We start from the raw sequence: 26484 nt of genomic DNA, 5'->3' as shown, positions 1-26484 counted from the left end.
CGATTTTCCTCCTTCTACGACACGTCCGACGCACTTTTTCCGAGATAGGCCTCAATGACGTTAGGGTTGTTGCGGATTTGTTCGGGTGTTCCTTCTGCAATTTTTCTCCCGTAATCCAGCACGTGAATGTATTCGCTAAGTCCCATGACCAGCTTCATATCATGCTCGATCAAGATAATCGTCAAATCGAGCTCTTTTTTCAGCCGACGAATAAAATCCGTCATCTCAACCGTCTCGCGAGGGTTCATCCCTGCCGCCGGTTCATCGAGCAAAATGATTTGCGGATTGGTCGCCATCGCCCGGGCAATTTCCAATCGGCGTTGCAATCCGTAAGGCAGACTCCCTGCTGCTTCATTGGCAATATGTGAGATCCCGACATACTCCATGAGCTGATAAGCCTCGACGCGCGTCCGCTCTTCCTCCTGGCGTACACGTTTGGAGTTGAACAGGATTCCGAGAATTCCAGCCGATAAGCGGCTATGCACACCTACCATGACATTTTCCAATGCCGTCATTTCTTTGAACAGACGAATGTTTTGAAAAGTACGGGTGATACCGCGACTTGCGATCTGATCAGGACGAAGCTTCTTGATGCTTTTGCCATTCAGCAGGATCTCTCCCTCATCTGGCTCGTAAAATCCGGTAATCATATTGAAAAAAGTCGTTTTTCCGGCTCCATTCGGACCGATGACCGCCGTAATGCTTCCTTTTTCGATTGCAATCGAAACGTCTTGATTGGCTACCAAGCCACCAAAGCGCTTCGTTAAATTTTTTGCCTCTAACAATGCCATGCTCATTTCCCTCCTCGTCCGCTATGACTGTTTTCCAGAAGTCAATTGGGACAGTCTTCCGAGAATCCCCAGCTTTTCTTTGCCAAACTCGCTATTTTTGATCGCATCGAGATCGTTTTTCTTCCGTTTGGCCGGAATCAAACCGTTAGGGCGATACAAGGCAACGAGAATGAGCATAATTCCGAAAATGAGTCGCTGGAACTTGGATGGGTCCAGCTGGTTCGGCAAACTGATGATCCCCGCATTTTGCAGACCGTGCAGGAAGTTGGAGAATTCTTTTAACAGCTGTACCTGCAAGATTGTGACAAAAGCGGCACCAAGCACAACGCCTGGAATGCTGCCACTACCACCCAGAATAACCATGACCAATATCCCGATCGATTCCATCAGCGTAAAGGAAGTCGGATCGATAAACGTCTGTTTGGCCGCAAAGATAACACCGACGACACCTGCGAAGGAAGCACCCAATGCAAATGCAGCCAGCTTGGTATTCAACAAGGAAATCCCCATGGACTGGGCAGCCAGCTCGTCCTCACGTACCGCAATCCATGCACGTCCCAAACGGGAATGCTCAAAGCGTATATTCGCCAAAACGATAAAGGCAATCACAAACAGCACGATGAAGTAAAAGTAAAACGGCGTCCCCATTTTGATCCCAAACAACTCAGGAGACGGAATCGGCGTGATTCCCTGCGGACCGTTCGTGATGTTGATGGGCTTGTCCAGGTTGTTGAAAACAATACGAATGATTTCACCAAAGCCCAAGGTCACGATCGCGAGGTAATCCCCTTTTACTCTGAGAACTGGCAATCCTAGCAATATTCCGAAAACAGCAGCCACAATCAAGCCGACTATGAGAAATGGCCAAAACCACTCGCCGGAGAGCGGGAACAGATTCCCTGCAATAAACTCATTCGCTTGCGAGGTCGAGAAAATCGCGTACGCATACGCCCCTGCTGCAAAAAATGCGACGTAACCCAAGTCAAGCAGACCTGCAAAGCCTACTACGATATTCAAGCCCAAAGCCATCGCTACGTAGATGCCTACCTGTGAAGCTACTTCCATATAGTATCGGTTTTCACCCGCTACCAACGGAATGATCAGGAGGAGAACGATAGCGCCAATCACCATTTTGATCGTCTTGGAGGTATTGGTGTAATAGACAAGCACAATGGAAGAAAGAATGCCGAGAAAAGCGATGACCGATTTATCCATGAGGTACAACGCGGCAGAAAAAGCTACAATCCAGATCAACGTGAATACGAGCGGAATGCCTTTAAACGATTTCCAAGCGAAATTTGCCATTTATTTCACCTACACTTTCTCTTTTACAGCTTCGCCAAACAGTCCTTCCGGCTTGAAAAGAAGCACGAGAATTAAAATACTGAACGCAAACACGTCTTTGTACTCTGCACCAAAGGCTCCGTTGGTCAACGGCCCCATAAAGGCACCGGACAAGGATTCGAGAAGACCGAGGAGTACACCACCGATCATCGCACCACGCAGGTTCCCAATCCCACCGAGTACGGCAGCTGTAAATGCTTTTAGACCAAGAATAAAACCGATATACGGATCGATCGTCCCGTAGTTTTGCGCAAACAGAACACCTGTAGCGCCACCCAGGCTGGAGCCAATCAAAAACGTAAGCATGATTACTTTGTTTACATTTATGGTCATCAGCGAAGCCGTACTCTGGTCTTGTGCGACGGCGCGCATGGCGATTCCCCACTTTGTTTTATTCACAAACAACGTCAACGCAATCATCATGACGATCGCAATTACAATTACGATCAATCCTTTTGTTGGAATCGTAGCTATACTTCCTAATGGAATCGAACCTGTAAAAAGAGCGGGACTGTTCAAATAAAACTCATTCCGAGCCAGTGCTTCTGTAAATCGTACGAGGTCCTGCAGCAAAAACGATACGCCAATCGCCGAAATCAACGGCACAAGACGAGGTGCTCCGCGTAATGGTCGATAGGCAATCCTCTCAATTCCTACCCCCAAAGCACCAGTTAATACCATGGCAATTATGAGTGTTATGAAAAGTGCGACAAATGAATTCATACCTTCAAGTGCCCCTAGCGCATCAGAGATCAATAATACCTCTGTACCGATAAAGGCTCCGACCATGAAAATGTCTCCATGGGCAAAGTTGATAATTTCCAAAATCCCGTAAACCATTGTGTAACCTAAAGCCACGACTGCGTACATAAATCCAAGTGTCAATCCGTCCACCAACACCTGAGGCAAAATGTTGATCATGCTTTCCCATCCCTCATTTCTCTTGTAAACTTGTACAAATTTTCTGCATTCATTCCGTTGACTGGACTTGTTTTCTCGTGGAAAAGGGGCCAACACCGGCGTGCAGCCCCTATCCTGATATGAGGCATGGGAGTGTGTGCGCGTTGTGTGGTGTGATTACTCGGCCTTGCCTACGAAAATGGATTTGTCCTTGTCAAACTTGTAAATGAATACATCTGCATTTGTGTTGTCACCTTTTTCATCAAAGGTAACCTTGGTAAATTGACCCTGAAAATCTTTGGTTTTGTGAACTGCATCGAGGACTTGCTCGCGGGTTGGTTTTTTGCCTCCGTTCGCTTTGGTAGCTTCCAAAACACCATTGAGGATGACGTTCATGGAGTCGAAACCGTAGACGGAATAGGTTTCCAGAGGCTTGCTTGTGGCTTTTTTGTACTCTTCAGCCCATTTCTTGCCCTCTTCGGTTTGCGTTACGTCCCCTGCTACTGACGTAAAGACTACACCTTCGACAGCATCACCGGCTATTTTTATCATATCAGAAGAATCCAAGCCGTCGCCACCCATAAAATAACCCTTAAATCCTTTTTCACGAGCTTGCTTGACCAAAATTCCACCTTCTGGATAAAGACCGCCGAAAAAGATGATGTCCGGTTTTTTCACCGTTACCTGGTTAAGTACCGCGCTGTAGTCCTTTTCGCCCTGGGTAATGCCCTCGAAGCCAAGGATTTGGACTCCGTCCTTTTCGAATTGCATCTTCACTTGATCGCTCAGACCTTGGCCGTATGCTGTCTTATCATGGATAATATAGGCCGTTTTTACACCAAGTGTATTTTTTGCATAAAGAGCAGCCTTTGGTCCTTGTGCGTCATCGCGAGCACAAATTCGATGGACGGTTTTCTTGCCTTCCTCCGTGAGCTTCACCCCTGTATTTGCCGGGGATACCATGACCAGCTTGCCTTCCTCGTACTTCACAGACGATGGAATGGCAACACCTGTGTTATAGTGCCCAACTACACCGTACACATCGGGATCAGAGATAAGCATCTCCGCATTGGATACCCCAATTTTCGGGTCGCCTTGATCATCCTGAGGGAAAAGCTGGAGGTCAAAGCCAAGTGCTTTAAACTCTTCCTTGCGCTGTTGGAGAGCGTAACCTGCGCCAGTCTTAATCGCATCTCCAATAGCGGAATTGCTCCCGGACAGAGGGGATTGTGTGGCAATTTTGATGAGACCACCCTCGGTCGTTCCTCCACCACTGTTGCCTGGAGCTGGTTGACTTTGTCCCCCGCTTGCGTTACTTCCGCCGCTTGAATTACTGTTTCCTGCGCAACCTGTTAATGCCATACTCGCAGCCAATACCGCAGATAAAACCCCGACATAAGAACGCTTTTTCATTCAGAATGAATCCCCCTTTTATCATTCTTTGTTCTTGTTACCCAGTCCATCTACCTTGTTAGCCAGGTTGCGACTTTCATAAATAATGACTCTTCGGGGATAAAGATAGATGAGGCTTGGTTGTTTTTATTTTAAAATAAATCTGATAATTTACAAGAAGTAAAATATATTTTTTATACATATATCATTGATGCACAAACGATCCGTTGTACAAAAATCGTCGAGACGTGTTTCATTCAAAAAAAACTTCCTCAAGGTAGAGGAAGTGCCAGAACGACGATTTGCCCACTCTTAACGTCGACAATGCCTGTTGCCGTTAGACGTGCATACGGCAAGTGGGTAGCCGTAAAAAACAAAATCGAATAAATCGGATCGAGATGGACATGTCCTTTGGAACGGAGATGATTTACCAAATTTTCACCCATGCTGATTACTTCCTCCATCGGTGCTGACGCGAACTTTCCAGCAAGAGGCAATGGGCATTCGCAGACGATTTTTCCTTCATCGATCAGGACGACCCCGCCTTTTATTTCCCGAATACGCTCGAGCGCTTGCGCCATCGCTTGGGGATCGCGTCCGATTACGATCCAATCGCCAGACGCGGAATAAGTGCTGGCCAGCCCTTCGAGATGCTCACCGAAGCCGTGAAGCACTGCCATTGTTCGGTTGCCCCCAGACGCATCAATAACGGCGATCAATGCCAACTGCGGATCATGTTGCAAGGATATGTATCCATCCTGATCAACGGGCATGTCTTCTAGTGACAACCGCGTGATAACGGCATTCAGCATCTGTAACACAGGGGCCTTACCATCTTTATCTGGCCGTAGGCGGAACCAATCGGGATTTGCTCGCTTTGCCAAGGGATCTTGCAATCGTAACGAAGCTTCATCCCATTGTGGCTGAACCGTTGGAACAAGCAAGATTCCGTTTTCTGCTGCCAGTTGCCCATTGGCGATTACCATACGAGGAGTCGGTTGATCCTTTGCCGTCAACAACAGCATATCCGCGATTCGGCCCGGCGCAATTCCTCCGATCTCCGCGTCCAGCCCGTAATAGACAGCCGGGTTCAGCGTCGCCATGACATACGCTTCCTCTGGCGGCATCCCCGCTTCGATGGCCACACGTATCGTGCTATTCATGAACCCGTCACGATGCATCGGCGGCGTGCTTCCATCCGATGTCAGCATCATCCGTGATGACCATGGCTCCCCCAACTCCAGCCATCCCTTCACCAGCTCCGGCAGATCGGGGCGAATGGAGGAATGGCGCAGTGTCGCATACATGCCTAAACGGATACGCGACAGCAAATCTGCTGCATGGATGGCCTCATGACAAGCTGTTACACCGGCTGCTGCGGCAATGTTCAACGTCTCGTGAGAAGCTCCCGGATGATGCCCCTCCATCCTTTTGCCCAAGTCCCGCGCATGCTTCAAACCAAAAAGCAGCGTCTCATCCTCTTGTAAAACACCGCCCCAATTCGTCAACTCCCCACCCTGGATCACGCGTGGATGCTCCAGCATTTGCGCCAACCTTTCCTTGGTGAACGCTGGATGAGCTTTCCCTGTCTGCGGATCGAGTCTGCCCCAGAAAAATTGCTTTACCGGATGAGCTGCCAGAGAATCCATAATCGCTGCCGTTTGCGAAAAAGGAAGATGCATGAGCATCAGTGAGTCCGACACCAATCCAGTCGTTCCCGTTTGCAGAGCAAAGTCAGCCAACGTGTAAGGGTTATACCATTGAAACGGATGCGCATGTGGCTCGATATAACCCGGCACGAGATATTGCCCAGCCCCCTCCATGATCACAGTCTGGTCATCGACCAACGGCTCTTTTTCTCCTACATAAGCAATTCGTTCTCCTGCCACTACGACGTGATGCTCTTGCCATTCTTTTGTGTACACATTGAGAACACTTGCGCCTTTTATCCAGAGGCTTGCCGGTGCCTGACGTCTGCTCACGCGAATCATGTTCAAGTAATCACGATCTGATATGGCTCGTACGCGCATCTTTTCTTCTCTCCTTGCTGGTCTGCCGATGTTTTTTGAAAATGAACGAGCGTTCATCGATCTCTACAGCTTCGCCGCCCATTATTCATTCCCCTGCAATCTTGGTGATGGTAGTAACAATTCCCACGGGTGTCTTGTCGCCCTTTATTACACACTAGGGAATAGACGTAATTGCGACAGGAGGACAACTCTCATGCATAAAAACGTAGGTAGAACTGATGCCATGCTTCGCATGACTGGCGGTCTGTTAGGCTTGGCATACGGCATCGGAAGAATGAGTCGTCGCCCATACAATGCTCCATGGCTGCTCATGGCTTTTTCAGCCATGAAAGTAGCAGAAGGGGCTACGCGCTTTTGTCCGATGTACGCAGCGATGGGCATCAATACGACAAAAGGGAATGGCATGCAGGGCATGATGGATCAGCTCAAGAAAAAAGGCGTTCAGATGGCGGTCAATCAGTTCACGCGCTCCATGAATATTGCGCCCATCAAAGACTCGAACAACAGCCAAGATGATGTGAGCAATACTCCATCAACAACCAATAAGGCAAACATCCAGTATTCTACCAGCCCACAATTTTCAGCGAACCAAGAGAAACAACCAATCAACAATCAGCAAAACACGAAGCTTACCCCCGAGGATCAACTCCTCGAAAAGGCGGCAAGAGAAATCATCTCATTTCGCTCCCAAGAAAATAACAACAGCAATACACGCTACCCCACGTACACGTAAGGAGAGGAGGCACTGCATATGCTTGTCGGCTCCCAGATGTATGAATGGATGTCGCATAACTTCTTTGTCATTGCCATGATCATTGGCGTCATTGGCGTGATGGGTTATTACTTCTTTCGGTCGTCGCGAAAAAGAGGAAGATATCGCCAATAATGGATAGGAAGACGAAAAGCCCGTTACATTCGATGAAAATGTAACGGGCTTTTTCCATTTACATATTTACTTGTTGTGCATATAATTGTCATTGCAAGTAATTTCGAACGAAAGAGGGTCATTCCCCTGATCGATCATTGGCAAAAAGAACCGGTTGGATTTCTCATTGGAAACACATACCGGAGAATGATTCATTATGTCTCCCTTTTTTTAAAGGAGTTTGATTTGACCACGGAGCAGTTTGCCGTCCTTTATCGGCTACGAGAAGAAGAGGGTATCAATCAAAAAGAGTTGGCTCAGCGCTCAGCCAAGGATCAGCCTTCCATGACACGCATTTTAGATACACTCGCCAAAAAAGGCTTTATCGAAAAGACATTGAGCGAACAAGACCGCCGCGCCTACATCATTACCCTTTCCCCGAAAGGACGGGAATGGATTGAGCAGGCGATTCCCATAGAGGCTCGTGCCGTTGCAGACATATTGGAAGGGATTTCTCCTGAAAAGCTGGCCTTCTTGCGGGAAATCTTGCTGGAGATTAACCAAAACATCAATAGAAAAACGACAGACTAGGAGTGACAGCATTGGGAGAGAGTAGAGAGAGACTGTGGACGAGAGATTTTGTCCTGTTAACTGTATGCAATTTGTTGTTGTTTCTCACCGTTCAAATGCAGACCCCTACATTCCCTGCCTACGTGAAGGAAGCTTATCAGGCCAATGATTTTGTCGTCAGTCTGGTCATTAGCTTGTTTTCACTTGCAGCAGTGGTCGCAAGGGTGTTTACTGGGGAAGCGTTGAAAACGAAAAACAGTAAGGTTCTGGCTATCTTGGCACTTGGATTCGTCGCGATTTTTAGCGCAGGCTATTACTGGGCAGGAAGCATTATTTTCTTTCTTCTGTTGCGAATCTTGGTCGGCATCGGCTTTGGGATGGGCAGCACGACGTTTCCGACGATTGTCTCCAATGTGATTCCTGCCAAACGGATCGGCGAAGGCATGGGGTATTTCGGCTTATCGACCAGCTTGGCTATGGCGCTCGGCCCGATGATTGGACTTGGCCTGTTGAACTCGTTTGGGTTTGGCTGGATGCTCATGGTTCTCGTGTTGCTGGTTGCCATTATTTTTCCGTTGATGCATTTTATCCGCGCCTACAATCAGCTTCCTGTGTCGACCGTGAACGCACAAACTGTCACAGGGATTCGCCGATTTTATGATAAAAAGCTGCTGCTTCCAGCTGGACTGAATTTTTGTCTGTCCATTACGTATGGCGGGATTCTCAGCTTTTTGGCCTTGTACGGAAAAGAAGCCCACATTGAGAATGTCGGCTGGTTTTTCCTGACGAATGCACTGGCAATGGTGTTGATTCGTCCTTTTTCCGGCAAGCTGTATGATCGCAAAGGGCACATTGCCGTCCTGCCTCCCGGTGCGATCTTCGTCGGGGTCAGCCTCTTGCTCCTGTCCCTAACAACGACAGAGTCCTTGCTTCTCGTCTCTGCTGCCTTCTACGGGCTTGGCTATGGCATGATTCAGCCGTCTATCCAGGCGTGGATGGTGAAGGTCGTCACACCTGAGCAACGCGGCATGGCGAACGGACTGTTCTTTAATTCCATCGATCTGGGTATCGCGGTCGGCTCTGTGCTTCTCGGTGTCATCGCGACACATTCGAGCTACTCTGTCATGTACCGCTGGTCGGCAGTGTGCTTGCTGCTGTTCCTCATCGTTTATTTCCTTTCGCAGCTGGCTGCGGCCAAGGCGAAAAAAGCGGCGATTGCGAGTGAAAACGTGGGCATGTAGTATAAGCTTATTATCCTAGTCTTGCCGTATGGCTTAGTGTAGCGAGCGTTTGTCTGGCATGTTGGACGACGAGCATTTGGACCCGCTCTTGTCCTCCTGCTATCCGGACATTCATCGTCAACGACACCAAGCCATGCAAGATGGCTCATACTAAAACAACTGTATTTTCCATAAAAAAAGATGCTCCCTATATAGATATTTCTTCAAGGGAGCAACTCCTTCTCGCTCAAAATCTATGGACTAGTGATCAGAAAACATTTGTAGCCTTCCGCATCTGGCTCATGTTGAAAAATAATCGTCCAGTTCAAAGTGGAGTCAAAAATATATAAATCAAAAGTAAATCGTGTATATGATTCTAATAATCGTTTGGTACCCAACTTGAATACTTTATTTCGGGTAAAGTCTCTCCCAACCAAACTAGCAGAGTCCCAGAAAAATAATACTTCTTTTTTGTCATCAAGATAATCATTTACTTCTGAGATGGTTAACCCTGTGGCTCTCTCTCTCTGAAGAAATTGCCACAAATAACCTTTGTCTAGCTTGACGTACCGTTTATAAAAAAAATTGCTTACACAATCACCGCTGACGTTAAAGAATGTATGAATGTACTTCTCTCTTAATTGGGTTGACACTTCATTAGTAAGGACAGGTATGCTACGAATGTTCAATACATCTTCTTTGTTCTCAACTGGTCGATAAAAATGCATACCATTTAGGGAACCATTTCTTATATTAAAGGTTCTAAATTCAATCCGATCAATAGTCTCATAATTCGTCATTGCAAACATATCATGTTCATAATCTGATTGACTCATATGAATTAAAGCATATGTGCCAGAGGGAATATTCACCACCATACAATTTTCGGGAACACGAGTGATTGTATTTACTCTTATTCCAATCACAACATTTTCTGATTCTTGGTCCCATACCTCATAAAATATAGGACACTCAACACTACTTGCAATTTCTGAGAATAATGGATCGGGTGATTCAATAAAACCCTCCCAATCGAATTCATCGTCTAACGCTTTGCCCACAACAAAAAAAGTTTCAAGTTCAATAACTCTTAATTTCATTATATCTCCTCGTTTTTAGCGATCATAGCAAGTAAGGGCGTAACAAAAATATGTTACGCCACATAAAGAATATTTGCCTACCAAGAAAAGAAATGATGACCTCTCACTCTTTTCCATTCACCGTCAATCTTCTTTATTAAATGGAAATGAGGAAGATTAGCAATCATGAGCCTTCCCTCACCATCTATAAAATGAGGATCTTCATAAACTTTTCTATAGTTCGTTTGAGTGACTACATTTTCGGCATCTTTTCTGCTTACGCTAAACGTATCTTTTCCCCTTGTAGCTTCTAATTGAGCCTGTCTGAGAGTTAGTGGTTCTTCTACAAATATTCCACCATCGGAATTTAATTTAGCTGCAAAATGTTTTACTTTTTTCTTTTTTATTTGATATTCAACTTCTTCACTCATTGTAACACTTTTAGTCACAACTTTAATAAAGGCTCTACCAAAATATTCGCCTATTTCCTTAGCAAGGGCTCCTTGGTTTGCAACATAATCACCTACAAATTCACCTGTTATTACCGCTCCTGTAACAAGAGCTATAAAATCCCCAACAGGTATTGGGCCATCAATCGCAGCAATAACTCCCAATGCTGCTAAGCGTTTAAGTAACTGTTTCTCGGTTATTTTAATCCCAATCTCTTCTAATACTGTTAGAGCGTGGCTCGTCGTTATACTTCTGATCTCCACCTCTTCTGGGAATTCATTGTGGATCTGATAGTAATCATAATATTCTTTAGCAAGCGCATCTATACGCTCAAAGTCCCTCTGTAAATCTTCTTGATCTATATCCATCATATTATTATCGTTGTTCTCAGACTGCGTTGTCTTATCTGCATACTCATCAACAATTGAAACAATCTCTTCAAACAAGTAATCTTCGTTATCCCCCAAATATTCTTTTAACTTATTACTCAATTCTCTGGAATCTTCTGTACCCTCTTCTGACAATATGTCTATATATTGCTCAATTTCACTTCGCTGCATATAGGCGTCTTTCTCGTCGCTCGTCTTTGCAAAAATACTAGTAGCATTTCCGAATAACAATGCGATGACCATAAAAACTGTTATCCATCTTTGATTCTTAAACATAAATTCAGTTGATACTACATTTTGTAGTATTCAACCTTCCACCCCCTGCATTTAAATTATTTTGTTGGTAAATAAACCGAATATTACCATACATATATTTATACTACATTCTCTATCTTCGGTAAATAAACTTTGTATTTTTTGGAAAATTAAGGTAATATAAGCAAGAAGTTTAAATCAATAAAATTTGACGCTAATGTGAACTCACTTGTCTTTCAAAAAAAAAACTGTTCCCTGGTTGAAATTCCTACCAAGAAACAGTTTCTTTTGCTGTTACGACTTTTGCTGATACTTCATCGCTCGTGCCGCAATATCCGTACGGTACTGCGCCCCATCAAATGAGATCCCTTGCACCTTCGCATACGCTGTCTCACGCGCTTGCGCCAAATCCGCTCCGGTTGCCACGACGCCAAGCACACGGCCACCGCTCGTAACGATGCCTTCCTCCGTTTCCTTCGTACCTGCGTGAAACACCGTAGCTCCCTCGTTTGCCTGACCCAGCCCGTGAATCAACGCACCCTTTGGATATTCTCCCGGATAACCCGGCGCTGCCATGACGACACAGACAGCACTTCCTTTTTGCCATGTCACATCGACTGCATCGAGCTCGCCATTGACCGTTCCGACAAAAATATCGAGCAAATCTGTTTCGAGCAACGGCAAGAGCACCTGTGTCTCTGGATCGCCAAAACGCGCATTGAACTCCACGACTTTCGGACCTTGCTCCGTAATCATCAGACCTGTGTAGAGAATGCCTTTGAACGGAATACCATCCTTGGCCATCCCTGACGCCATCGGCTGGACAATCGTTTTGACGATCTCGTCCACCAGCTCAGCAGACATTTGCGGTACCGGGGCGTATGTTCCCATGCCACCTGTATTGGGGCCGCGGTCATCATTGAAAATTCGCTTATGATCCTGAGAAGTAATCATCGGCTTTACCGTCTCTCCATCGACGAAAGACAACAGCGACAGCTCTTCGCCGAACATGCACTCCTCAATGACCACGCGCGCTCCCGCTTCACCAAAGACGCTTTCCTGCATGATCTGACGGAGTGCCTCTTCCGCTTCCTCCACCGTTTCTGCGACAACGACCCCTTTCCCCGCTGCCAAGCCGTCCGCTTTGACAACGATAGGAGCTCCCTGCTCTCTCACGTACGCACTCGCCGATTCGTAATCCAGGAACGATTCATAGGCGGACGTCGGAATCTCGTAGCGTTTCATTAAACTTTTCGCAAAAGACTTGCTGCCCTCGATCATTGCCGCTTTTTGGTTCGGGCCATAGACCGGCAGATTGCGCTCTTGGAAAAAGTCCACAATCCCCGCCAGCAAAGGATCTTCCGGGCCAACGACAGTCAGATCAATTCCCTCATCTTTGACGAATTGAGCCAGTGCAGCAAAATCGAAAACGCCAATCGGCACGTTTTGAGCGATTTGAGCGGTGCCCCCATTTCCTGGCGCACAGTATACCTTTGTCACTTTAGAGCTCTGCAACAGCTTCCAGGCAATCGTGTGTTCTCGACCGCCGCCGCCGATCACTAATATTTTCATCGTATTTCCTCCTGTGTGAGAGGTAATCCACTCTTTAGTACGTGTAAAAAAAGCGAACGTTACTCCCGAATAGCCTCTTTTAGTGCTTGAAATGACGCGTGCCGGTAAAGATCATCGCAATGCCCGCTCGATTGCAAGCATCAATCGATTCTTGATCGCGAATGGAGCCGCCTGGCTGGATGATGGCGGTAATCCCTGCTTTGGCTGCCGCTTCCACGGTATCTCCCATCGGGAAATATGCATCCGAAGCCATAACCGCGCCACTTGCCAATGCACCTGCCTGCTCAATGGCGATTTTTGCTGCCCCAACGCGGTTCATCTGACCTGCCCCCACGCCGATAGTCATATTGTCTTTTGCCAAGAGAATCGCATTCGATTTAACGTGCTTAACGACCTTCCAAGCGAATTTCAGCTGTGCCAGTTCCTCTTCCGAAGGCTTGCGGTCTGTAACCACTTGAATCTCGCTTTCTTCGAGCTGTTTGTAGTCGAAGTCTTGAATGAGTGCCCCGCCTGCAACAGGAGCCACGCGGAACAGATTGTCCACTTTTTTGGCTGGTTCATTCAGTGCAGGGATACGCAAGAGACGCAGGTTCTTTTTCTCAGCCAGAACAGCCAACGCCTCTTCGGTGAAGTCTGGTGCAATGATAATTTCCAAGAAAATCTCTTTCATCGCGAGTGCGGTGTCACGATCTATCGGGCGGTTTGCAGCAACGATCCCACCGAAAATAGAGACAGGGTCTGCTTCGTACGCTTTTTGGTAAGCAACGCGAATATCAGTGCCGATCCCTACCCCACAAGGGTTGGAGTGCTTGATCGCAACGACAGCAGGTTCAGCGAATTCGCGTACAATCGCCAACGCTGCATCTGCGTCATTGATGTTGTTGTAGGAAAGCTCTTTTCCTTGCAGTTGACTCGCATTCCCGATGCTCAACTGATCCGATAACGGCTCACGGTAAAATGCCGCACGTTGATGTGGATTTTCTCCATAGCGTAAATCCTGTGCTTTCTCGTAAGTCACCGTGTAGCTCTCAGGCAACAGTTCGCCCACCTGCTCACTCAAATAGCGAGAGATCAAGGCATCATAAGCAGCTGTATGACGGAAAACTTTTGCAGCCAGCTTGCGACGGGTTTCTAGCGTAGTATCGCCATTTGCTTCAATTTCTTCTGCTACTTTTTCATAATCGGCTGCATCGACCACCACACTGACGAACGCGTGATTTTTCGCAGCAGAACGCAGCATCGTTGGTCCACCAATATCAATATTCTCAATGGCATCTTCATATGTCACGTCTGGCTTCGCTATCGTTTCCTTGAAAGGATAAAGATTCACGACAACCATATCAATGGTTTCAATCCCAAGGTCTTTTAGTTGCTGCACATGCGCTTCACTGTCCCTTACAGCCAAGAGGCCGCTGTGGATATTGGGATGCAACGTTTTGACGCGACCGTCCAAAATTTCTGGAAATCCAGTCACTTCAGAAATGCCAATGACGGGAACTCCCTCTGCTTTTAAGAGAGAAGCCGTACCCCCGGTAGAGATGATTTGTACCCCGGCGGCTACCAATCGACGGGCAAACGGAATTAATCCTGTCTTGTCAGAAACGCTGATCAACGCTTTTTTCACACTCACGGATAGAACCTCCTGAATTTTAGTGAAAACATGGGTAACTATTGACCAAAACACGAACATTACTTATATATTATAAATTAATTGTACGCTATTATCAACAACTTCGTCAGGAAAACAAACGCAGCCGCCCATGCCTGTTCGGCACTTGCGACTGCATACACCTGCATTTGCTTTGATGAAGTTATCGTTTTTTCTTGCCTTTGCCTGATAGCTTTTTGATGCGATCTGATAGTGCGACTGTTTTGCTTTTGGCCGTCGCCCTGATTGGCTTGATCGGCTTCTTCGACTTGCGGCTCTTCGCCTTTACTTCTTTGGGTATTAAGTTCCCTAACTCTTCCATGGAGATGGATTGGCCGTCCTTTACACGATCCCTGACGCGCTCTTTCGTCTCCTCTGGAACTTCGAATCCCATGTTTCCCAGCTCATCGAGCAGCGCATCTACATTGGCTCCGCCCTTCGGCATTTTTTCCGCTAGCTTCATAATATCGTTAAGCGTCCATTGCCGCCCTGTTTTTTGGCTTAGCTTATCGAGCAAGTTCGAAACAAAATCTCCGCTCAAGTCGGCCCCTCCCTTTGTGGGAATATCCCTCTGTTACTGTATGTCACGAGAACCAATTTGGTTTGTCATGATTCGCGGAGGATGGAAAGCTGCCAAACAATTCGGCATGTCCGAACACGGCAGAAGCAACTATCAGTTTTTTTGCCCCGAAATAAATGTTGCTCTCGCCATGGCAAACATCGCAGCAAAATAGGGTGAGTCGGTCATAGTTAGAAGCCGACACCGTATGAAAGGACATGAATAACATGCATGTAGGACGAGAAAACTGATTGACAAATACTGGTGACAGGAATACGATGACAAAGTCAATCATTCATCCTCGTTAGGTGAGGCTCCTATACAAACATAGGCCACTGCCCGGAAATATCGAAAGATGCCAATGGGTAGAACAGGAACTGCCGAACTAAGGCTTTTCTTAAGGTGGCTAAGGAATGTTTCCTTTACGTTGTATAGTGCCAAAGCTCTGGTAGGGGGAGAAAAAGTGGTGTTATTTTGTGCACTTTTCTAACCCTCTAGATTCCTGCTAGAGGGTTTTTATTTTCGAAAGGGGGGAACGTTTTTATGGACAGTAGTCCAAGTTGCGGAATGAATAACGGCAATCAAGATTGTGTACGGAGAATTTTCCGGCCTTGTGGCGCTGCGGCATGTTCCCCATACCTTATTTGACATTCTCCCTTTTAATGGGACGAGTGTATGTAAGTATCTTTATGTAGACATGCTTGCGCAACATGGTCGTATCCCTCCGATCCTTATTTGCGAAAGGATGAGAGAGCCATGTTGAACATTTACAAAACGAATACCATGGGAAAAATAGAAGAACTGCATCAATTTGAAAAAGGCTGCTGGATCCATTTGACCGATCCTTCTGAGCAAGAAAAGCAACAAGTCGTCAGGGAGTTGTCGATTGACCTTCATTTTTTGCAGGATGCCCTTGATGACGAAGAAATCGGACGGATCGACAAGGACGGAAACCGCGTGATGCTCTACGTGGACATCCCGATCTCCACGAAGGAAGGGATGAAGGACCACTATACGACGGTTCCGCTGGGAATCATGGTGATGGAAGATTATATCTTAACCGTTTGCCTGGTAGAAACGGCTGTCATGAATGAGTTCGTCCAAGGGAAAGTGAAAAGCTTTCACACGCACATGCGAAACCGGTTTGTCTTACAAATTTTATCGAATACGTCGCATGATTATTTGCATTACTTGAAAAAAATCAACAAACAGACAGAAACGCTGGAAAAATCGTTGCGACAATCGACGAAAAACAATGAACTGCTTACCTTGCTAGAATTGCAGAAAAGCCTCGTTTATTTTTCGACGTCCCTGGAAACGAACAGTCTGTTGATCTCCCTGCTTCGGAGCGGCAGTTATTTGAAAATGTACGAAGAAGATAAGGAACTGCTGGAAGAAGTAAAAATCGAAACCAAGCAGGCTATCAAAATGACGGAAATCTATACCGCCATTTTAGGGAACATCATGAATGGCTTTGGCTCCGTCATCTCCAACAATCTCAATCGCGTATTGAAGCTGTTAACCGCCATTACCATTGTCATCACGTTACCTATGGTGATCGGCACCTTTTACGGGATGAACGTCGCGCTTCCTTTTCAGGATCATCCGCACGCATTCACGATCATTATGATCATGTCCACCACCATTACGTCCGTAACAGCCCTCCTGTTCTGGAGGAAGAAGTATTTCTAAAAACGGATGGCAAAAAAACCGACATCGTAAAAGGATGTCGGTTTCATTTTTATCTCTCGATTTACCTCAGCTGGACAAGTCTGCCTTCCAGCTTCACTCTCTCTTCTGCTAAATAGCCAATGACCTTCACCAACAGCTCATGCTCCACAGCATGGATGCGAGCCGCCAAAGTCTCAGCCGTATCTGCATCTTGAACCGCTACGGGAATCTGGGCAATGATCGGCCCTGTATCCAGACCGGCATCAACCAGATGTACCGTTACCCCCGTTATCTTTACCCCGTAAGCGAGTGCCTGACCAATCGCGTCTTTTCCTGGGAAAGCAGGCAAAAGCGACGGATGCAGATTGATGATTTTTCCTTCGTAGGATGACAAAAGAGTGTCGCCCACCAACCGCATGTAGCCTGCCAGCACAACCAGCGATATATCGCGTTTGTGGAGCTGCGCCACTATTTCCTGCTCAAAAGCAGCCTTGTCTGCATACTCCTTCGGTTGAAAAACAAAGGCGTCGATCCCTAAACGCTCTGCCCGTTCCAAAACCTTGGCGCCGGGCTTGTCGCACACGAGCAAGGCAACTTCTACACCTGTGAGCCTACCGTCCTGTACAGCCTGCACGATCGCTTCAAAGTTGGAGCCGCTGCCTGAGGCGAAAATGGCCAGCTTTCTCACCATTCCACCCCGTTGTATACGACTTTGCGCTCTCCCGCTTGAATATGTCCGATCAAATACGCCTGTTCTCCCAGCTCTTGCAGCTTTTCCATCACACTCACTGTGTCTTCTGGCTTCACGACAAGCATCATGCCAATACCCATGTTGAACGTTTTGTACATATCCGGGTAAGAGATGTTACCAGTCTCTTGTACCAGCTCAAAGATCGGCAGCACTGGCCAGGAACCAACGTTGATCACAGCCTGCATTCCTTCTGGAAGCACGCGTGGAATGTTTTCAGTAAAACCGCCGCCTGTGATGTGTGCCAGAGCTTTCACTTCATGTGACTCAAGAACGGATAGCACTTGCTTCACGTAAATCCGGGTCGGTGTCAGCAGCTCTTCGCCGAGCTTTTTGCCCAATACGTCAACATGATCATGCAGGGACATACCTTTGTCTGCCAAAAGAACCTTGCGAACGAGCGAGAAACCGTTGCTGTGTACGCCGCTGGAAGCCAGACCGATTAGTACATCGCCAGCTGCCACGGACGCTCCCGTAATCATTTTGCTCTCGTCCACGACACCTACGGTAAAGCCTGCAATGTCGTATTCGCCTTCTGCGTACATGCCAGGCATCTCGGCAGTCTCCCCGCCAATCAGCGAGCAGCCGGACTGGGAGCAGCCTTCCGCGATCCCTTTGACAATCGCTTCGATTTTTTCCGGAATGACCTTATCTACTGCCAGATAATCGAGGAAAAAGAGCGGCTCTGCCCCTTGAACCACTACGTCATTGACGCACATAGCGACAGCATCGATGCCGATTGTATCGTGTTTGTCCATGGCAAAAGCGAGCTTCAGCTTGGTTCCTACCCCATCTGTGCCAGAAACGAGAATCGGTTTCTCGTATTTTTTGGTATCGAGGCGAAACAGCGCTCCGAACCCGCCCAAATCAGTCAAAACTTCGGGGCGGAACGTCCGCTTCACATGCTTTTTCATGCGTTCGACGGCTTCGTTGCCCGCATCAATGTCTACGCCAGCTTGTTTATATGCTTCACTCATTGTTTCTCCCCCTAGCAAGAGGTGCTTGTATTAGCATTTGAGCGCAGGTAGCGCTTCTTCGAATTCAATCTCAGTCGGATATTCTCCGTTAAAGCATGCGAGGCAGTGTCCTCTATTAGGAGCCGAATCGGTGCGGCCAATTGCATCGATCATTCCTTCAACAGACAAGAACGACAGCGAATCAGCCTCAATGATTTGACGAATTTCCTCTACGGATTTGGTCGACGCAATCAGTTCCTCACGCGACGAGGTGTCGATGCCGTAAAAGCAAGAATTCATAACAGGCGGAGAGCTGATACGCACATGCACTTCTTTGGCGCCAGCCTCACGCAGCATGCGGACGATCCGATTACTCGTCGTACCGCGAACAATGGAGTCGTCAATCATGACTACACGCTTGCCTTCCACTACTTTGCGAACCGCAGACAGCTTGAGATAGACAGCGCGCTCGCGCAGCTCCTGACTCGGCTGAATGAAGGTACGGCCGACATAGCGATTTTTAATCAAGCCGATTTCGTACGGAATTCCTGTCGCTTCCGCAAATCCGATAGCAGCAGAGATACTCGAATCCGGTACACCTGTGACGACATCAGCATCAATCGCGGATTCCAATGCCAGTTGCTTGCCCAGACGTTTGCGCGCCATGTGGACGTTGATTCCGTCGATATCGCTGTCTGGTCTCGCAAAGTAAATGTATTCAAACGTACAAATCGAACGCTGTGTCGTTTCCGTAAACTTGCTTTCTGTAATACCATTTTTATCGATGACAATGAGCTCACCCGGCTGCACATCACGCCAATACTGTGCGCCGATGATATCAAATGCGCAGGTCTCGGAAGCGACAGTGATCGCATCTCCGAGTCGTCCCAATGACAGCGGACGCAAACCATTCGGATCAAGGGCAATCACGAGCTGATTTTCGTTCATGACGAGAAGCGCATATGCTCCCTTGATGTATTGCAGGGCGTCCTTTACCGCTCCCGGCAAATCCTTGCACGCAGAACGAGCGATCAGATGGGCGATCACTTCTGTGTCACTGGTCGTCTGGAAAATGGAGCCTTTTGCTTCCAGCTCTTTTCTAAGCACGGCGGCATTCACGAGATTCCCGTTGTGGGCAACTGCCATGCTCCCTTGTGCATAGCGGAAAAAGAGCGGCTGGGCATTTTCAATCTTGCTCGAACCAGCAGTCGTATAACGGGTATGACCAATCGCGATATGACCGCTGAACTTCTCCAGATCGCCCTTGCCAAAAGCCTCTGACACGAGACCCATTCCGCGGTGCTTATACCATTTCTCGCCGTCGGAGGCGCAGATACCTGCGCTCTCCTGACCGCGATGTTGAAGGGCGTGCAGACCCAGATAGGTCAATTGGGATGCTTCTTTGTGGTTGTAGATGCCAAAGACGCCGCATTCTTCGTTCAATTTGTCCCAGATTACCCGATCAAACATGGAATCGCATCCTTCCAGGCTGCTTTCACCTCTTGAGTCGAAGCGTTGATCGCTTCTGTACCGTTCACGTTCACTACCAGACGATCGCCGCCAACTGTACCGATGGTTTGGGCAGATACGCCATGTTCACCTGCCAATGCGAGAATCACCGCCGCTTGCTCCCCAGAAGCACTGAGCAAGATGCGAGATTGAGATTCACTGAACAAGAGCACGTCAGCACGCAGCTCGGACGCAAGAGCCACCTGCGCACCGAAGCCTTTGCCGAAGCAAGATTCAGCCAGTGCGACACCCAGACCACCTTCGGACAGATCGTGTGCGGAGTTCACCAGACCTTGGCGAATCGCTGTGAGAACCAGCTTTTGCACCGCCGCTTCCTTGGTCAGATCGATTTGTGGAGGACGTCCGGAAATGCTGCCGGTTGCCATCTTTTGATACTCACTGCCGCCAAGCTCAGCGAAGGTCTCGCCCAACAGGATGATCGCATCGCCTTCGTTTTTGAAATCTTGGGTCGTAATATGGTCAACATCGGTGATCAAGCCGACCATTCCCACCGTTGGGGTTGGATAGATCGCGTCACCGCTTCGTTCATTGTAAAAGGATACGTTTCCGCCGATGACCGGAGCATCGAGTGCTACGCACGCTTCGCTCATGCCCTCGCACGATTTTTCAAATTGCCAGAACACCTCAGGCTTTTCCGGACTTCCGAAGTTCAGGCAGTCTGTAATTGCCAGCGGCTCTGCACCGGAGCAGACAACGTTGCGTGCAGATTCTGCCACCGCAATGGCACCGCCCACTTTTGGATCGAGGTATACATAGCGACCATTGCAATCTGTACTCATGGCAAGAGCCTTGCGAGTACCGCGCACCATGACAACAGCAGCGTCAGAACCAGGCTTTACAGCTGTGTTTGCACGCACGATGTGATCGTATTGCTCGTATACCCACGCTTTATTCGCCACTGTTGGCTGAGCCAGCAAGCTTTTCAGCGTAACGTTCAGATCTTTCGGTTCTTCGATGTCTGCCAACACATCAACATTCGCGTTTGCTTCGTAGTAAGCTGGCACCGCAGATGGACGATGGTAAACAGGCGCATCATCTGCCAAGCTGTCTACCGGCACTTCGGCTACTACTTCACCTTGATGCAACAGGCGCAGCTTACTGTCTTCCGTTACTTTACCCACTACAGCGGATGCCAAGCCCCATTTGTCAAAAATCGCGATGGCTTCTGCCTCTTTGCCTTTTTCCACAACGACGAGCATACGCTCCTGCGATTCAGACAGCATCATTTCGTATGCAGACATGCCCGCTTCGCGCTGTGGCACCAGGTCCAGATTCATCTCGATTCCGTTCCCTGCCTTGGATGCCATCTCGGAGCTGGAGCTCGTCAAGCCAGCCGCTCCCATGTCCTGAATCCCGACGACGATACCCGTGTCGATCAACTCCAGGCACGCTTCCAGCAGGAGCTTTTCCATGAATGGATCGCCGACTTGTACCGCCGGGCGTTTTTTCTCCGACTCTTCCGTGAGCTCCTCAGACGCAAAGGTCGCCCCGTGAATACCGTCACGCCCTGTGCTTGCACCAACGTAGATAACAGGGTTGCCGATACCGGACGCTACCCCTTTTTGAATCTTCTCGTGGTCGATCAACCCGACACACATGGCGTTGACAAGCGGATTGCCTTCATACGTAGGGTCGAAATTCACTTCGCCACCCACAGTCGGAATCCCGATGCAGTTCCCGTAGCCTGCAATACCTGCAACTACGTTTTCAAACAAGTATTTGACACGAGGAGATTTGAGCTCCCCGAATCGAAGCGAGTTGAGCAGCGCAATCGGACGCGCGCCCATTGAGAATACGTCACGGATGATACCGCCCACACCAGTCGCAGCCCCTTGGTACGGCTCGATCGCTGATGGGTGGTTATGGCTTTCGATTTTGAAAACAACCGCCTGATTGTCACCGATGTCGACAATACCCGCACCTTCCCCTGGTCCTTGCAAAACGCGAGGTCCTTTTGTCGGGAAGCGGCGCAGAACAGGCTTGGAGTTTTTGTAGGAGCAGTGCTCCGACCACATGACACTGTAGAGACCAGTCTCGGTCCAGTTCGGCTTGCGGCCGAGAATTTCTACGACACGCTGATATTCTTCGTCAGTCAGACCGATTTCTTTGTATAGTTTTTGATCGGCAATTTGTTCGGCTGTCGGTTCTTTATGCGTGAGTTGTGACACTGTTCTGTTCCCTCCAAGTCTTCAGGATCGAGGTAAACATGCGGCGTCCATCATCGGAAGTCATCCAAGAGTGAACGGCACGCTCCGGGTGAGGCATCATGCCAAGTACGTTTCCACGTTCGTTGCAAATGCCCGCGATGTCTTCCAGTGAACCATTTGGATTCTCGCCATGATAGCGGAAAACGATCTGCTTGTTCGCTTTAAGCTTCGCCAGCGTTTCTTCATCACAGTAGTAATTTCCTTCGCCGTGCGCGATCGGAATTTGGATGACTTCCCCTGCCGTGAAATCACGGGTAAAGGAGGTATCGTTGTTTTCCACACGCAATTCGGACAGCTTGCAACGGAATTTCAGTGAACGGTTGCGCAAGAGTGCTCCTGGCAACAGCCCGACTTCGGTCAGGATTTGGAAGCCGTTGCAGATTCCCATGATTAGCTTGCCTTCTTCTGCGGCCTTCACCACTTGCTCCATAACGGGTGAAAAACGAGCGACTGCACCACAGCGCAGATAATCTCCATAAGAGAATCCACCTGGCAAGAGAATCGCATCATATTTAGAAAGATCCGTATCGGAATGCCATACGTAATCCACAGGCACTCCCATTACGTCTTCAACTGCGTTAAACAAATCAATGTCGGCGTTCGAGCCTGGAAAGACGATAACGGCTACTCGCATATCTTTAGCCCTCCACGATATCAAAGCGATAGTCTTCTACCACCGTATTGGCCAACAGCTTTTCGCACATTTCACGTACACGCTCTTCTGCTTGCGCACGGTCAGAAGTGTTCAATTCCAGCTCCATGTACTTCCCGATACGCGCATTGTTTACTTCATCAAAACCCAAGGTGTGCAGAGCACCTTTTACAGCGTGTCCTTGTGGGTCCAAAACACTCTCGCGCAATGTTACATAAACAACAGCTTTAAACATGTACGTCTCCTCCTAGTCTCGTAAGCATTTCTTTGTAAGCTTCCTCCACATTGCCCAAATCGCGGCGGAAGCGGTCTTTGTCGAGCTTTTCATTCGTTACCGAATCCCAGAAACGGCATGTATCCGGGGATATTTCATCGGCGAGGAGAATCTCCCCGTCCGCTGTTTTTCCGAATTCCAGTTTGAAATCGACCAAGGTAATGTTGCGCTCGCGCAGGTAAGGCACGAGGACCTCGTTTACAGCAAGACCCATGCGCTCCAATGTCGCTTGGTCACTCTCGCTCGCAATCCCCAACACTTTGATATGGGAGGCATTCACCAATGGATCTCCCAGTGCGTCATCCTTGTAGTAAAACTCGACAACTGGCTGCGGGAGCACAGTCCCTTCTTCCATGCCAAGACGTTTGGCCAATGAGCCTGCTGCGATATTACGAACGACTACCTCCAAAGGGATAATCTCCACTTTGCGAACAACTTGCTCTGTGGCGGACAGCAGACGGACAAAATGGTTGTCGATGCCCCGCTCCTTCAGCATGGTGAAAAAGATTGCCGTAATGCGGTTGTTCAGCTCACCTTTTCCGGTGATTTGCGCCCGTTTCTCTCCATTGAATGCTGTTGCGTCGTCTTTGTACTCTACCCAGTACTGATCAGGCAAAGATGTCCGATAAATACGTTTTGCCTTACCCTCGTAGAGTTGTTCCTGTTTTTCCACCGTAGGAGTCACCTTCCCAGTCAAAAAGGTTGAGTTTTGGTTAATTCACGAACGTTTCAACTACATTAAAACACAAACATACGCATTTATCAACGAAAAATGCTGGAATAGACTTCGACAAATGTTCGGGATTTACACTATATTTTCCTTCTCAACCTCACTAACATTCGCAAACTCATTATCCAAACTAGCTCATATGCACATAGAGCCCACCCACGGGGCAGGTTCTTTTCTTTTGTTTATGATAAACTTGTCAGTGGTACAACCAATACGTGAAAGAAGGAATTTCAGATGTTTCCATTTGAAGTGTCTTTTCCTACCAAAATTTACTTTGGCATGGGCGAACTGGAACGTTTGGGCCAAGAAGCAAAATCGATGGGCCAAAAAGCATTGCTCGTCACAGGCGGCAATGCGGCCAAACGTACAGGTCTTTTAGACCGCGCCAAGGCTCTGTTGCAGGAAGCTCAAGTGGCGTATATTGTTTTTGACAAAATCGAACCGAATCCACGTACGGCAACGGTTGATGCTGGAGCTGCTCTTGCTCGTGAGCAGCAGTGTGACTTCATCCTGGCTATCGGTGGCGGCTCCGTGATGGATGCCTCCAAAGCGATTGCGGCAGCAGCCGTTTCCGGGCGCCCGATTTACGATTACATGCGGGGAAATCCGATCGGCTCTGGTCAATTGTTGGTACCCGTTCAGGAAGCACTGCCGATCATGACCGTCCCGACAGTAGCCGCTACAGGTTCGGAAGCAAACCATATCAGCGTCCTGACGCATTGGGACACGCATGAAAAATCTTCGATCAACGGTCCAGCACTTTACCCGAAGATTGCCATTCTTGACCCGTCTATCACCTTTACCGTTCCGGCACGCGTCACAGCGGAATCTTGCGCTGATATCTTTTCCCATCTGTTTGAAAACTATTTAATCAGTGCGGAAGGAACCCACGTTCAGGACGGTATTTCCGAAACACTCATTCGCCTCGTCGTCGAGCACTCCATCACAGCGATCCAGCAACCAGACCATGCAGAAGCACGATCCACCCTTTTGTGGGCGAGCACGCTGGGCATCAGTCCATTCGCTGCTGGCGGTCGTGGTGCTGGTATGCCGTTGCACGGAATTGAACATCCGCTGAGCGGGATCTACGATATGTCGCACGGTCGTGGACTAGCGATTCTGTCCCTTCCTTATTTCGAACAGGTGATTTTGCAAGACCGCCCCGAGAGACTAGCCCGTATGGGACGTCATTGCTTTGGCGTTACCGTAGAGGACGAGGGCGAAGCAGCACGAGCAACGATTGAAGCCGTTCGCCGTTGGTATGGTCGCATGGGAATCACAGAACGTCTGTCTGACTTCGGCGTGACCCAACAATCGCTGGCACAAATGGCGGAAGAAGCCGTTCGCATCGGTGGACGCGGAATCGGCTATCTGCCTAGCTCACGAAAATTGAATGAATCCGATGTGATCGCGATCTACGAGGCTTGCCTGTAATTGAAGCATCAAACACACTGGCGAGCCTTCGTTCAGTTGTGTAATAATACAAATTAATCATTAATCAAAATTATTTTACTACGGAGGTTACTACCTATGGCAGATCCACGCATTAATGAACTGGCAAGCCGTCTCGTCCGTTACTCGCTGAATTTGCAAAAAGGCGAAAAAGTTCTGATCGAAAATACAGGCCTGCAACCTGAACTCGTTCGTGCACTTGTGCGTGAATCATTTGCAGTTGGGGCTCTGCCTTTGGTCACCTTGAAAGATCAGGAAGTCATGCGTGCACTCTATCAAGGCACGAGCGAAGAACACATGGCCCTGATGGCAAAATACGAGTATGACCGGATGAAAGATATGGACGCTTACATCGCCATCCGCGCTTACGACAACATCAACGAGTATGCCGACGTACCGGAAGACAAAATGGGCATTTATGCTCGCGTCCTGTATCAACCTGTACATACGAACGAGCGCGTTCCGAACAAACGCTGGGTTGTACTGCGCTACCCGAACAAGTCGATGGCGCAACTGTCCAAAATGAGTCTCGAGGGCTTTGAGGACTTCTACTTCTCTGTCTGCAATCTCGATTACGCGAAAATGTCCGCTGCCATGACCCCGTTGAAAGAGCTGATGGAGCGCACTGATCGTGTACGCATCGTCGGTCCAAAAACAGACCTGCGCTTCTCCATTAAAGGAATCAATGCCATCAAATGCGACGGCAAACGCAATATCCCGGATGGCGAAGTATACACCGCTCCTGTGCGCGATTCCGTGGAAGGAACCATTTTCTACAACGCGGCATCGATCTACAACGGCATTACCTTCAATGATGTTCAGTTCACTTTCAAAGAAGGCAAAATCGTAGAAGCGACCAGCTCCAATACCAAAGCATTGAACGACATCCTCGACACTGACGAGGGCGCACGCTATATCGGAGAATTCGCGATCGGCTTCAACCCGCACATCCTCCACCCGATGCTGGACATCCTGTTTGACGAGAAAATCGCGGGCAGCTTCCACTTCACGCCAGGAAATGCTTACACAGTAGCAGACAACGGCAACCGCTCCTCCATTCACTGGGACTTGGTCCAAATCCAACGCCCTGAATACGGCGGCGGCGAAATCTGGTTTGACGACGTGCTGATCAGAAAAGACGGCCGCTTCGTGTTGCCAGAGCTGGAAGGCCTGAACCCGGAGAATTTGATTTAAACGAAA

General features: G+C 48.3%; 24 protein-coding genes and 1 riboswitch. Of the genes, 7 read left to right on the top strand and 17 right to left on the bottom strand.

The features are described from left to right. Positions 1-14: 14 nt before the first annotated feature. From ACKKE8_RS03985 to ACKKE8_RS03965, 5 genes are all read right to left on the bottom strand, one after another. Entirely contained in the window at positions 15-791 is a 777-nt protein-coding gene (locus ACKKE8_RS03985; RefSeq protein ID WP_409177009.1) for an ABC transporter ATP-binding protein, read from the bottom strand. Positions 792-812: 21 nt separating this feature from the next. Beyond that, positions 813-2096: a branched-chain amino acid ABC transporter permease gene (locus tag ACKKE8_RS03980; protein WP_409177008.1), complete on the bottom strand. Its 1284-nt coding sequence runs from the start codon at positions 2094-2096 to the stop codon at positions 813-815. A 9-nt stretch (positions 2097-2105) separates the two neighbouring features. Then, complete coding sequence (locus ACKKE8_RS03975; protein ID WP_409177007.1) at positions 2106-3152, bottom strand: branched-chain amino acid ABC transporter permease; 1047 nt, start codon at positions 3150-3152, stop codon at positions 2106-2108. A 60-nt stretch (positions 3153-3212) separates the two neighbouring features. Then, entirely contained in the window at positions 3213-4448 is a 1236-nt protein-coding gene (locus tag ACKKE8_RS03970) for a branched-chain amino acid ABC transporter substrate-binding protein (RefSeq protein WP_409177006.1), read from the bottom strand. 251 nt (positions 4449-4699) lie between these two features. Further along, positions 4700-6457, bottom strand: coding sequence for an adenine deaminase C-terminal domain-containing protein (locus ACKKE8_RS03965; protein ID WP_409177005.1), 1758 nt, complete (start codon positions 6455-6457; stop codon positions 4700-4702). A gap of 193 nt (positions 6458-6650) precedes the next feature. Here ACKKE8_RS03965 and ACKKE8_RS03960 point away from each other — a divergent pair, with 193 nt between their 5' ends. The 4 genes from ACKKE8_RS03960 (at position 6651) to ACKKE8_RS03945 (ending at position 9133) form a co-directional block, all read left to right on the top strand. Beyond that, positions 6651-7190 (top strand): DUF2892 domain-containing protein, encoded by a 540-nt coding sequence (locus ACKKE8_RS03960; RefSeq protein WP_409177004.1) that lies wholly within the window; start codon positions 6651-6653, stop codon positions 7188-7190. An 18-nt stretch (positions 7191-7208) separates the two neighbouring features. After that, positions 7209-7343, top strand: a complete 135-nt coding sequence (locus ACKKE8_RS03955) for an EYxxD motif small membrane protein (RefSeq protein WP_409177003.1) — start codon at positions 7209-7211, stop codon at positions 7341-7343. Positions 7344-7529: 186 nt separating this feature from the next. Beyond that, positions 7530-7913 carry a MarR family winged helix-turn-helix transcriptional regulator gene (locus ACKKE8_RS03950; RefSeq protein WP_409177002.1) on the top strand — a complete coding sequence of 128 codons (384 nt, stop codon included), beginning with the start codon at positions 7530-7532 and terminating at the stop codon, positions 7911-7913. 11 nt (positions 7914-7924) lie between these two features. Next, positions 7925-9133: an MFS transporter gene (locus ACKKE8_RS03945; RefSeq protein ID WP_409177001.1), complete on the top strand. Its 1209-nt coding sequence runs from the start codon at positions 7925-7927 to the stop codon at positions 9131-9133. Positions 9134-9366: 233 nt separating this feature from the next. On the opposite strand, the gene ACKKE8_RS03940 is transcribed toward ACKKE8_RS03945, so the two are convergent. The 5 genes from ACKKE8_RS03940 to ACKKE8_RS03920 all read right to left on the bottom strand — a co-directional run bounded on the left by ACKKE8_RS03940 (position 9367) and on the right by ACKKE8_RS03920 (position 15046). After that, entirely contained in the window at positions 9367-10212 is an 846-nt protein-coding gene (locus ACKKE8_RS03940) for a hypothetical protein (protein WP_409177000.1), read from the bottom strand. Between the two features lie 77 nt (positions 10213-10289). After that, a complete protein-coding gene (locus ACKKE8_RS03935) occupies positions 10290-11273 on the bottom strand; it encodes a hypothetical protein (protein ID WP_409176999.1) in 984 nt (327 codons plus the stop codon). 306 nt (positions 11274-11579) lie between these two features. Then, positions 11580-12857 carry a phosphoribosylamine--glycine ligase gene (gene purD, locus ACKKE8_RS03930; protein WP_409176998.1) on the bottom strand — a complete coding sequence of 426 codons (1278 nt, stop codon included), beginning with the start codon at positions 12855-12857 and terminating at the stop codon, positions 11580-11582. A 79-nt stretch (positions 12858-12936) separates the two neighbouring features. Then, complete coding sequence (gene purH / locus ACKKE8_RS03925) at positions 12937-14487, bottom strand: bifunctional phosphoribosylaminoimidazolecarboxamide formyltransferase/IMP cyclohydrolase (protein WP_409176997.1); 1551 nt, start codon at positions 14485-14487, stop codon at positions 12937-12939. Between the two features lie 181 nt (positions 14488-14668). Continuing rightward, entirely contained in the window at positions 14669-15046 is a 378-nt protein-coding gene (locus tag ACKKE8_RS03920) for a hypothetical protein (RefSeq protein ID WP_409176996.1), read from the bottom strand. A 311-nt stretch (positions 15047-15357) separates the two neighbouring features. Beyond that, a riboswitch (M-box (ykoK) riboswitch) is annotated at positions 15358-15526 on the top strand. A 294-nt stretch (positions 15527-15820) separates the two neighbouring features. On the opposite strand from ACKKE8_RS03920, the gene ACKKE8_RS03915 reads away from it, so the two are divergent. Further along, positions 15821-16756, top strand: a complete 936-nt coding sequence (locus ACKKE8_RS03915; protein WP_409176995.1) for a magnesium transporter CorA family protein — start codon at positions 15821-15823, stop codon at positions 16754-16756. A gap of 61 nt (positions 16757-16817) precedes the next feature. Here the strand turns inward: ACKKE8_RS03915 and purN are convergent, their stop codons facing one another. Genes purN through purC form a run of 7 tightly spaced genes read right to left on the bottom strand, consistent with a single transcriptional unit; the run spans position 16818 to position 23775 of the window. Then, complete coding sequence (gene purN / locus ACKKE8_RS03910; RefSeq protein ID WP_409176994.1) at positions 16818-17426, bottom strand: phosphoribosylglycinamide formyltransferase; 609 nt, start codon at positions 17424-17426, stop codon at positions 16818-16820. Beyond that, positions 17420-18460: a phosphoribosylformylglycinamidine cyclo-ligase gene (gene purM, locus ACKKE8_RS03905; RefSeq protein ID WP_409176993.1), complete on the bottom strand. Its 1041-nt coding sequence runs from the start codon at positions 18458-18460 to the stop codon at positions 17420-17422. Before purM ends, purN begins: the two co-directional genes overlap by 7 nt. A gap of 30 nt (positions 18461-18490) precedes the next feature. Then, positions 18491-19909, bottom strand: coding sequence for an amidophosphoribosyltransferase (gene purF, locus ACKKE8_RS03900; RefSeq protein WP_409176992.1), 1419 nt, complete (start codon positions 19907-19909; stop codon positions 18491-18493). Beyond that, the gene (gene purL, locus ACKKE8_RS03895; protein ID WP_409176991.1) at positions 19894-22137 is read right to left on the bottom strand and encodes a phosphoribosylformylglycinamidine synthase subunit PurL; all 2244 of its coding nucleotides are present in this window, start codon (positions 22135-22137) and stop codon (positions 19894-19896) included. The genes purF and purL overlap by 16 nt, the downstream gene beginning before the upstream one ends. After that, a complete protein-coding gene (gene purQ / locus ACKKE8_RS03890; protein ID WP_409176990.1) occupies positions 22118-22810 on the bottom strand; it encodes a phosphoribosylformylglycinamidine synthase subunit PurQ in 693 nt (230 codons plus the stop codon). Before purQ ends, purL begins: the two co-directional genes overlap by 20 nt. A 4-nt stretch (positions 22811-22814) precedes the next feature. Further along, positions 22815-23063, bottom strand: a complete 249-nt coding sequence (purS, locus tag ACKKE8_RS03885) for a phosphoribosylformylglycinamidine synthase subunit PurS (RefSeq protein ID WP_007717324.1) — start codon at positions 23061-23063, stop codon at positions 22815-22817. Next, entirely contained in the window at positions 23056-23775 is a 720-nt protein-coding gene (purC, locus tag ACKKE8_RS03880; RefSeq protein WP_012684340.1) for a phosphoribosylaminoimidazolesuccinocarboxamide synthase, read from the bottom strand. Before purC ends, purS begins: the two co-directional genes overlap by 8 nt. 291 nt (positions 23776-24066) lie before the next feature. On the opposite strand from purC, the gene ACKKE8_RS03875 reads away from it, so the two are divergent. Next, positions 24067-25266, top strand: coding sequence for an iron-containing alcohol dehydrogenase (locus ACKKE8_RS03875; RefSeq protein WP_409176989.1), 1200 nt, complete (start codon positions 24067-24069; stop codon positions 25264-25266). A gap of 96 nt (positions 25267-25362) precedes the next feature. Then, positions 25363-26478 (top strand): aminopeptidase, encoded by a 1116-nt coding sequence (locus ACKKE8_RS03870; protein WP_409176988.1) that lies wholly within the window; start codon positions 25363-25365, stop codon positions 26476-26478. Positions 26479-26484 lie beyond the last annotated feature (6 nt).

Origin of the sequence: Brevibacillus fortis (assembly GCF_046196545.1) — a bacterium.
Classification (GTDB): domain Bacteria; phylum Bacillota; class Bacilli; order Brevibacillales; family Brevibacillaceae; genus Brevibacillus; species Brevibacillus fortis_A.
Note: the sequence above shows the minus strand (reverse complement) of the source record. Positions and strands in the feature narration are given on the sequence as shown.